The sequence below is a fragment of the Neisseria sp. Marseille-Q1983 genome (genome assembly GCF_018224585.1).
GTDB classification, from domain to species: Bacteria; Pseudomonadota; Gammaproteobacteria; order Burkholderiales; family Neisseriaceae; genus Neisseria; species Neisseria polysaccharea.
Genome location: NZ_JAGTUI010000057.1, coordinates 1 through 8507, shown reverse-complemented (window position 1 = coordinate 8507; position 8507 = coordinate 1). Strand labels below are relative to the sequence as shown.

The following is an 8507-nucleotide window of genomic DNA, read 5'->3' as shown; positions in this document are numbered from 1 at the left end:
CCCGCCCCGAAAATCAAGGACGCATGAAAAAACCCTTAATCCGGTACATCTGGGATAGCTTGGATACCAAGCATTTAACCCAGCCTTCAAATTAAGGGTATGTCTTTATTGTATGCCACTAAATTTAAATCACGCAAGCAAAAAACAAACCCCTGATGATGAAGTATCAGGGGTTGTTTGTGTCCGGGTGGTCGCAATCCCCACCATTTATCACTCGACAGTAACCTGCCTGAGATTACGCAGCTAATGCGAAAATTTCTGCTGTCAGACGTGGTTATTGTATGCCGCACATCAGATGAAAGCAAGCCATCACGGGTTTTGAGCAGACAAAGGAAAAAGCCGTTAATTTCAACTAGTGCCTATTCGCGAATTTATCGCACCTTGGCCAACGTCCGAAACGCCCTAGTCCCTACAATCAACGGCTTGACTCCATTGTATGCCTGCCATCCGCCGAAAGCAAGCCATGAAGTTATCCGCACCGTCCGATAAAGACATCATCCTGAAACCGATACAGCCCAACCTCGGCGTAGAAGCCGCCTACCGCAAAAGCCTGAAAAAGCTGTTGCGTGAAATGCGCGCCGACGTGCAAGGCCTGCTTGAACGGCACTATCCGAAAGGCATCGCCCAAGACAGCCTGACGGACGGCTTGCAGGCTGCTTTGTCCGCCCTGTTGCGTTATTGGGCGGCACGGCTGGATAAACTCGCCCCGCAAATTGCCGAGATATTCGCCAATCAAAGCGCAAGCCACACAGAGAAAGCCTTTCAGACGGCATTGCGGGAGGCGGGCTTTACCGTCCGTTTCCGCGCCACAGCCCAGCAGCAAACTGCCTTGCAGGCCGTATTGGGCGGCAACGTTTCGCTGATACGCTCCATCGGACAGCAATACCTGAACCGCGTGGAAGAAAGCGTATGGCGCAGTGTGAATGCAGGTTACGATATGGCGCAACTGACCCGCGAACTGCGTAAGGATTACGGCATCAGCGAACGCCGCGCCGCCTTTATCGCACGAGACCAGACCAATAAGGCAAAAGCCGCCATCGAAAAGGCGCGGCGGCAGGAATTGGGCATTACCGAAGCCATATGGATGCACTCCCACGCAGGCAAAGAACCGCGCCCGAGCCATGTTGCCGCCAACGGCAAACGGTTTGACGTGAACAAAGGCATGTATCTGGACGGCAAATGGGTGCAGCCCGGAGAGGAAATCAACTGCCGCTGTACGAGCCGCGCCGTGATTAAAGGATTCAACTCATGACAGAGAAAACCATACTCGCCCAAGACCGATCCCTGCGCTCCTACGACCAAGACGGCAGGCTGCACGTGGAAAGCTCCAACATCAGCAAAGCTACGGTAAATCCGTACTACGGCGGTGAAATCCCCAATTACCGACAACTGGGGCTTGAACCGAAAAAGGTTTACTACCTGCTGCGAGACCCCGAAGAGTTGGAAAAGGCAGCACCGACGTTCAACAACCTGCCTTTGTTGAGCAAACACATCCCCGTTTCTGCCGACGAACCGCAGAAAGAAGTGATTGCAGGCACGACCGGCAGCGATACCGTGTTTGAAGACGGCTACCTGAAATGTTCGCTTGCCGTGTGGGATGCGGAAGCGATTGCCGGCATCGAGAGCGGCGAGCAGGTGGAGCTGTCCAGCGCGTACCACTACACCGCCGACATGACCGCAGGCGAATTTGAAGGCAGGCATTACGACGGCGTGATGCGCGATATTGTCGGAAACCATGTAGCCCTTGTCGATGTGGGTCGGGCGGGGCGTGATGTAGTCGTAAGCGATGCAGACCCATTCAACAAGAAGGAAAACACCATGAAACTGAAAGCAGGCGCGAAAGCGCGTATTCAGGCAGCCGTGCAGCCCCTGTTGGCGCAGGATGCCGAATTGAGCCCCGACGAACTGTTGCAGGTTATCGGCTCGCTCACCAACGAAGTGCAGACGGCACAAGACGACGGCAAAGAGTTGCCGCCCGAAAACGTCGAGAATGTCGGCACGGACGAAGACGATTCGGAGGACGGCGAAAACAACCCCGCCCCCGCCGAGCCGGAAGAACCCGCCGAAGACGAAGAGCCGGAAGCTCCCGAAGGCGGCGCACCCAAGCCCGCACAAGATGCCGCCATTTCCAAAATGGCGATGGATGCGGCGATTCAAAAAGCCGTGGCTGCGGAGCGCAAACGCGCACAAGCCTTGGCGGCGGCACAACGCGAAGTGGCGCATATTGTCGGCGATGTGGCGATGGACAATGCGGCGGACGTGTACAAGTTCGCACTGGAACAGAGCGGCATTGACGTAACCGGCGTGCATCCTTCCGCCTACCGCGCTATGGTCGGTATGTTGGGCAAACCCAAACAGCCGATGGCGCAAGATGCGGCCAAAACCGCCCAACAGTTCCCCGGTTTGTCACGAATCAGAAAGGCTTAAACCATGTCATTCCAAAAAGCAGTCCAACCTTACCAAGCCCCCGCCGTTGCGGGGGATTTTGCCGCCCACAACCCGAACGCTTCCATGCTGGCGGGCGAAGGCGCGCTCGTCAGCGGCACGGACGGCGTAACCGTCGGCGTGTTTGCCTGGGCGGATGCCGAGGGCAAAGTGTCCAACAAGAAAACCGACGGCGCGCGCATCGGCTTTGTCCACCGCGAACAGCAGGCAAGCATCACCGCCTATCTGGCGGAACACGGCAACCAAATCCTGCCCGGCCAAATGATTACACTAGCCGTGGCGGGCGACTTTTGGGCGCATTTCCCCGCCGGTGCCGAAATCGGCCAGAACGTGTTTGCCAAAGACGCCGACGGCACATTGAAAGCCTCTGCCGACGACACCGAAACCGACCACACCCTGACCCGCTTCAAAGTGGCTTCCAAAGCCGCAGCCGGCGAACTGGCCAAAATCACCACATGGGAGTAATTGAATGAATACCTTACAGCAACTCGAACGCGATGCCGGCATCGTCTTTATGGGCGGCGGCAAAAAGCTGATGAACGAACAGGTGCAGGCTGCTTTGGCGATGGACGCGCAGCCCGCGCTGACCACCGCAGGCAACAGCGGCATTCCCGCATGGATGCTGACCTATGTCGATCCGAAGCTGATTGAAGTCGCCCTGCAGCCGATGAAGGCCGCCGAAATCTTCGGCGAAGTGAAAAAAGGCGACTGGACGACCGAAACCGCTATGTTTATGCTGGTAGAACCGACCGGCGAAGTCTCCGGCTACGGCGACTACAACAACAACGGCGTGAGCGGCGCCAACGTCAATTTCCCGCAACGCCAAAGCTACCATTACCAAGTGTTCACCCGCTGGGGCGAACGCGAAGTGGCACGCGCGGGCGAAGCGAAGATCGACTATGTGAACCGCGTCAATCAGGCAAGCGTGAACGCCTTGAACCGTTTCCAGAACAAATCCTATCTGTTCGGCATCAAAGGCTTGCAGAACTACGGCATCCTCAACGACCCGAGCCTGCCTGCCAGCACCGCCGCCGACCAAACGTGGGCGGCCGCTACCGGCGAGCAGGTGTACGAATCCATCCGCAAGCTGTTCCAAAAACTGTTGCAGCAGACCGGCGGCCTGATTGATATGAACACGCCGCTCTTGCTGGTGTGCAGCCCGACGGCCAGCGTGGAACTGACCAAAACCAACCAGTACAACGTCAATGTTGCCGACCAGCTGAAAAAGAACTTCCCCAACCTGCGTATCGAAACCGTGCCGGAATATTCCGCCGCATCGGGCGAGATGGTGCAGCTGATTGTGGAAGAGTTGGACGGCCAGCGCACCTTGGAATGCGGTTTCACCGAAAAACTGCGCGCGCACAATATGGTTTTGGAAGCCTCCAGCATCAAACAGAAGAAATCGCAGGGCACATGGGGCGCGATTATCTACCGCCCGTTCTGCATTGCTTCCATGACGGTGAGCTAAGTGCAGGCTGCTTAAAGTTTCTGCGAAGCTAAAAACAAGGCTGTCTGTTTTCAGACGGCCTCCCCACCTACCCGCATCTGCGGGTTTTTTTACTTGGAGCATTTAAAATGGATAGAGCCATACAAGAATCTTATGTTAAAATCCTAAATGTACTGTTTGAAGGCGCAGTCCGCGCCCGGCCGGATCAAATTACAGAAGAAGTAGTCGGTATGGCCGATCAGATGTTCTCCGAAATCGGCGCATGCCATGAGCGTTTGAAACCGCTGGCCGTACTGGCTGACGGCATTGCCGGCAGCGTTATGGAACAGCTTCCGGACGAGCTGGCCCTGCTTTTCGGCAACGTGCCGTTTGATGAATACCTGATCAGCAAAGGCATAGATGAAACCGCTAAGGAAATCAAACGATTGGGGTTTAATAAAGCAGTCGGCCTTAACAACGCGCTCAAAGTATTGAAGGCTTTTATTAAAAGCTGGATTAAATACAGCGCGGCAGACCGAAAATTAAGAATGTGTATTGTTACGGCACAAGCCCGTTGGCGTTCAAAAGTCGAAATCGAACTGCTGGGCTTGTAACCGCAGGGGGCAGGTATGTATCGGCTGTTTTTTCGTTGGATATGGGAAAAAGTGGTACCGGAAAGCATCCGCAACAGCAAGCCGGTGCGGTGGGTAGCCAACCATAGAAAGCTCACTATCTGGGTAATTGTGACAGTATGGATCAACTTCTTCCCCGCTACTTACGAATACGACATTGTTCATTATAGGAAATACAGCTATTGGTATGTCGATGATCCGTGGTATCCCTATGCCCGATTTCTGCTTCCCCTTATTCTCGGTGCGGTTTTTCTTTTCATTCCGCCCGATCCGCCCGAAAAGAAATAGTAACCTGCATAAGCAGCCTGAAAGCTTTCAGGCTGCTTTTTTATTGGAGAACCCAAATGGCAAAACAAAAAACTGTAACCGTCGGCTGCAAACTGCCCAACGGTCTGATTATCGAAGCCGGCGGCAAGTCGGTAGAGTTGAACGGCGCAAACGCCTCCAACATCATCGGCGGCCACGGCATTACCTACAACGTGGATGCCGACCTGTTCAATGCTTGGATGAAAGCGCACCAAGACCGCGATATGGTGAAAAACGGCTTCGTTTTCGCCCACGAAAATGCCAAGGACACCAAAGCCGAAGCACGGGAAAAGACCGGCAACGAAACCAAGTTGGAAGCCATCAAGCCCGATGACAAGGCTAACGGCGTAAGCACCGCCAAGGAAGACTGATATGCCCGCCGTCGTCTTCGATAAAGCGCGCTTTCAGACGGCCTATCCCGAAGTACGGGCGGCAGGCGCGCAGCTCGAAATGTGGTTCGCGCAGGCCGAAAGCCTGCTGGACAACACCGGCCACAGCATCGTTAAAAAGCCGGAAGAGCGCGAAATGCTGCTGTTCCTGCTGGTGCGCCATTTCGCCGCGCTGTCCGAACGTGCCGCGCAGGGCGGATTGGTGGGGCGCATTGCTTCGGCTTCCGAAGGCAGCGTGTCCGTGAGCGCGGATATGGGCGCGGTCGGCGGCAATGCCGCCTGGTATCTGCAAACGCCCTACGGTGCGACCTACTGGCAGCTTACCGCCAAATACCGCCGCTTCCGATATGTATCGGGAGGTTGTTATGCGCGGCGGCGATAGGTTCAGACGGCATCTGTCCGAACTGGCGGCGCAGGCGGCAACGGCCAAGGTGCGCGTCGGCATCATCGAGCAGGCAAACTACGAAGGTTCGGACGGCGAAAGCGTGGCGCAAGTGGCCTTTTGGAATGAATACGGCACGGCAACCATTCCCCCGCGCCCGTTTTTCCGCAACACCATTGCCGAACACAAAGACGAATGGCCCAAGCAGGCTGCTGAGATGCTGGAAGCCAATGGTGGCGACGTGCGGCAGGCCTTGGCGGATATAGGCGAAGTCGTGAAAGGACAGATTAAGATGACCATCCAAGACTTCCGCGAACCGCCAAACGCCGCCGCAACCGTGAAGCAAAAAGGCTTCGATAAGCCATTGACTAACAAGGGGACGTTGTGGGGCAGTATTGATTGCGAGGTTGCCGATGAATGAATACAGGTCGGCAGCTATCCTGAAACGGGCGCAAAACCTGTTAATCCTGCACCGCGCCTACAAGCTGTTGGCGGCGGATGCCGAATGGGATGAAAGCAAGCATCCGAGGGCGGAGAATGGGCGGTTCGGGGCAGGAAACGGGCAGCCTGAAAAACAAGACGGCCAACCCCAAGCAGAGATACCCGAAATTAAGGGCAACGAACTGGGCTTATGGTCGAGCATGAAGGAGCTGCGAGAGAAAGCCCGGGCGTTTGCACGACGGTTTGTCGGGAAGACTTTTAAAAACCGAGAAACCGGACATGAAATCATGGTTTCCATGAGTGGGGTTAAGCACACCATCGCACACGGAAACGACGGACTGGTTAAAACCATCCCGATTATTCCGGATATGTTGCAGGCTGCACATTTCCTTCACGCAGAGAAGCCAAAAATTGCAGACAGTAATGTTCTCGAAGTTGAGAAATATTCGGTAGATGTGGCGATTGAAGGAGAAGTAAAGCGGATGCTGATTACAGTGAAACACCAAACAGACGGCAGACGTTATTACGACCACGGGTTTTGGGCAGACAAATGAAAAAGGCAACGTTTAATCTACGGTATATCGCCGGTTGCTAAGACCGGGTTATTGAACCGCCGTTGCCTTGGGGAGCGACATTTGCTTCAGGCCAGCACCTTAGCGCGTTCATATTACGCCACCTCTTTGCCTGTACAAATACCGCTTGATTTCATTATATGCCGTCTGCCTGCCGAAGGCAAACACCCGGAATAAATAAAGGAAATACGATGAATCTTAGAGCCATTGCCAACGGTGCGATTACATCCGTCAATCCGAACCTGCCCGCCGTGCTGAAACTCAATGAAGGCTACACCACCGATGTCACGGGAAAACGCAAATCAGGCTACAGCGAGCATCCCGTAACCGTGCAGACCCAAACCCTAAGTACGCAGGATTTGTCCTTGTTTGAAGGATTGGCGCAGCAGGGAACGTTGCTGTATGCCTATGTAACCGGACAATTCCGCGGCTTGCGGCGGCAGGATGCCAAAGGCGCGGACAAGCTGGTGTTCGCTGCCTACGGCGAAACCGAAACAACGGAATGGCTGGTGAAGCAGGTGGTGGAAAGCTGGCCGGATTGGTGCAAGGTGCTGTTATGGCGGCAACATTAGATGATATTTACACCGAAGTCCGGGCAATGCTGCTCGGGCTTTTTTCGTGCGAAGTCGTGCGCGGATACGGCAACAACGTGCCGCTGCCCAAGCCGCCGTTTGCGGTGATGAACATCCTGAACGAAATCGATGCCGCCACCAACGAACACGCTTACGCCGTTGCGGATGAAACCGCCGCCGTCTCGCGCCAATCCGAAATACAGATGCAGCTTGATTTCTACGGCGCAGAAGCCGGGCAGATGGCGCAGAAAACCGTTTTGCTTTGGCGCGATTTCTACGCCTGCGAACGGCTGAAATCCTGCCAGCCGCTGTATGCCGCCCCCGCGCGCTTCGTGCCGCTCGCCAACGAAGAGGGCGAATATGAAGAACGCTGGATGACTACTGTTCATCTGGCCTACGCGCCGCAGGCGGAACACCCGCAACAGTTTGTAAACGCTTTTGATTTAACCCTGATCCAACCGTAAAGGATATATCCATGTTCCAATCTATTCCGGCAAGTAAAATTGTCAGCGTAAACCCCGCCGTACTCAGTTCCGGCGGTTCTCCCCTGTCGATGAACGCCGTCTTTTTGAGCAAAAACGAAAACCTGCCCACCGGCCGGCATACCGCGTTCCCCGATGCTTCGGCGGTCGGCGAGTTTTTCGGCTTGGCAAGCGAAGAGTTCAAAGCCGCGCAAGTGTACTTCAAAGGATTCGACAACTCGCACATCAAACCCGGCACACTGTATTTCTACCCCTACAACGTCGGCAAAGAAGCCGCCTGTCTGCGCGGCGCAAGCGTGAAAAGTATGAGCCTTGCCGCCCTGAAGAAACTTTCGGGCAATCTGAAAGTGAACATCGACGGCAGCGACAAGAACGGCGAAAACATCAGCTTGGCGACCGCCACCGGCTTTTCCGACGCCGCCGACAAAATCGGCACCGCCATCAATGCCACCGTGCAGTTTGACGAGCAGTTGCAGGCGTTTGAAATCGTTTCCGCCACCCAAGGCAAGGCTTCCGAAATCGGCTTTGCCGCCGGCACGCTGGCCGAAGCCCTGAACCTGACCGAAGCCAAGGGCGCAATCATTTCCAAAGGCAACGACGGCGACAGCGCGGAAACCGTGATGGAGGGCGTGATTCAGTCCACTTTGAATTTTGCCACCTTTACCACCGTGTTCGAGCCTGAACTGGTCGACAAGTTGGCCTTGGCCAAATGGAGCAACGCGCAGAACAACCGCTTCCTCTATGCCGCATGGGGTAAAGAAGCCGCCGCGCTGCAAACCGGCAACACAACCTGCTTCGGCGCGCAACTGAAAGCCGCCGCCTATGACGGTACTGCCCCGATTTACGGCGGGCTGGACAAA

13 protein-coding genes are annotated in these 8507 nt (G+C 55.3%); all 13 read left to right on the top strand.

Translation table 11 applies throughout. From position 1 onward, the window contains the following. Nucleotides 1-463 precede the first annotated feature (463 nt). Nucleotides 464-1252, top strand: coding sequence for a phage minor head protein (locus tag KEM39_RS10150; protein ID WP_249182726.1), 789 nt, complete (start codon nt 464-466; stop codon nt 1250-1252). Next, nucleotides 1249-2427, top strand: a complete 1179-nt coding sequence (locus KEM39_RS10145) for a DUF2213 domain-containing protein (protein WP_249182724.1) — start codon at nt 1249-1251, stop codon at nt 2425-2427. The genes KEM39_RS10150 and KEM39_RS10145 overlap by 4 nt, the downstream gene beginning before the upstream one ends. 3 nt (nt 2428-2430) lie before the next feature. Further along, nucleotides 2431-2910 carry a structural cement protein Gp24 gene (locus KEM39_RS10140; protein WP_211709957.1) on the top strand — a complete coding sequence of 160 codons (480 nt, stop codon included), beginning with the start codon at nt 2431-2433 and terminating at the stop codon, nt 2908-2910. 4 nt (nt 2911-2914) lie between these two features. Further along, nucleotides 2915-3913 carry a major capsid family protein gene (locus KEM39_RS10135; RefSeq protein ID WP_211709956.1) on the top strand — a complete coding sequence of 333 codons (999 nt, stop codon included), beginning with the start codon at nt 2915-2917 and terminating at the stop codon, nt 3911-3913. Between the two features lie 107 nt (nt 3914-4020). Next, nucleotides 4021-4485: a hypothetical protein gene (locus tag KEM39_RS10130; RefSeq protein WP_211709955.1), complete on the top strand. Its 465-nt coding sequence runs from the start codon at nt 4021-4023 to the stop codon at nt 4483-4485. 15 nt (nt 4486-4500) lie between these two features. Continuing rightward, on the top strand, nt 4501-4791 hold the full coding sequence (locus KEM39_RS10125; protein ID WP_003751934.1) for a hypothetical protein: 291 nt from the start codon (nt 4501-4503) through the stop codon (nt 4789-4791). A gap of 56 nt (nt 4792-4847) precedes the next feature. Next, nucleotides 4848-5180, top strand: a complete 333-nt coding sequence (locus KEM39_RS10120) for a hypothetical protein (RefSeq protein WP_211709954.1) — start codon at nt 4848-4850, stop codon at nt 5178-5180. A 1-nt stretch (nt 5181) separates the two neighbouring features. Then, nucleotides 5182-5580 carry a DUF4054 domain-containing protein gene (locus tag KEM39_RS10115; protein ID WP_211709953.1) on the top strand — a complete coding sequence of 133 codons (399 nt, stop codon included), beginning with the start codon at nt 5182-5184 and terminating at the stop codon, nt 5578-5580. Next, nucleotides 5564-6001, top strand: a complete 438-nt coding sequence (locus KEM39_RS10110; protein WP_211709952.1) for a hypothetical protein — start codon at nt 5564-5566, stop codon at nt 5999-6001. Before KEM39_RS10115 ends, KEM39_RS10110 begins: the two co-directional genes overlap by 17 nt. Next, entirely contained in the window at nt 5994-6575 is a 582-nt protein-coding gene (locus KEM39_RS10105; RefSeq protein ID WP_211709951.1) for a hypothetical protein, read from the top strand. Before KEM39_RS10110 ends, KEM39_RS10105 begins: the two co-directional genes overlap by 8 nt. A 209-nt stretch (nt 6576-6784) precedes the next feature. Further along, nucleotides 6785-7165 carry a hypothetical protein gene (locus tag KEM39_RS10100; protein WP_211709950.1) on the top strand — a complete coding sequence of 127 codons (381 nt, stop codon included), beginning with the start codon at nt 6785-6787 and terminating at the stop codon, nt 7163-7165. Next, on the top strand, nt 7150-7629 hold the full coding sequence (locus KEM39_RS10095) for an LIC_12616 family protein (protein ID WP_211709959.1): 480 nt from the start codon (nt 7150-7152) through the stop codon (nt 7627-7629). Before KEM39_RS10100 ends, KEM39_RS10095 begins: the two co-directional genes overlap by 16 nt. A gap of 11 nt (nt 7630-7640) precedes the next feature. After that, a partial coding sequence (locus KEM39_RS10090) for a DUF3383 family protein (RefSeq protein WP_211709949.1) occupies nt 7641-8507 on the top strand: 867 nt, incomplete at its 3' end.